We start from the raw sequence: 558 nt of genomic DNA, 5'->3' as shown, positions 1-558 counted from the left end.
ATCCCAAGCTCGTCGACGTCGCCAAGGAATGGGTGACGGGTCTGGGGAAGACTGCGATCACGGTGAAGGACTCGCCCGGATTCGCCTCCTCCCGCCTCGGCGTGGCTCTCGCTTTGGAAGCGATGCGGATGGTCGAAGACGGCGTCGCCAGTGCGGAGGACATCGACCGGGCCATGACCCTTGGCTACCGGCATCCGGCCGGGCCGCTGAAGACGACGGACATCGTCGGCCTCGATGTGCGCCTCGGCATCGCCGAGCACCTCGCAGCGGAGATCGGTGAGCGCTTCACACCCCCGCAGATACTGAAGGACAAGGTCGCCGCCGGTGAACTCGGCCGCAAGACCGGACAGGGTTTCTACACCTGGTGACCACGGGCGTCCGCCCGGCGGGCACCGGCCGCACCACACTGACAGGACACGCAAAGGAGCATCCATGACCGAGATCCAACTGAAGAACCGCGGCCCGATCGCCGAGCTCGTCCTCGACGGACCCGAGTCCCGCAACGCCCTCGACGCGGACAACCTCCGCGACATCGCGGCCGCCGTGGCCAAGGTCGCC

1 protein-coding gene is annotated in these 558 nt (G+C 67.6%); it reads left to right on the top strand.

Annotated elements, in window-relative coordinates; translation table 11 throughout:
• Positions 1-368, top strand: a 368-nt coding sequence (locus IEV86_RS17635) for a 3-hydroxyacyl-CoA dehydrogenase family protein (protein WP_188484851.1), incomplete at its 5' end; no start/stop codon positions are given.
• Positions 369-558: the final 190 nt, after the last annotated feature.

It is taken from the genome of Cellulomonas carbonis (genome assembly GCF_014636275.1).
GTDB classification, from domain to species: Bacteria; Actinomycetota; Actinomycetes; order Actinomycetales; family Cellulomonadaceae; genus Actinotalea; species Actinotalea carbonis.
The sequence above is the reverse complement of the archived record's forward strand: the minus strand, read 5'-3'. Positions and strand labels throughout refer to the sequence as shown.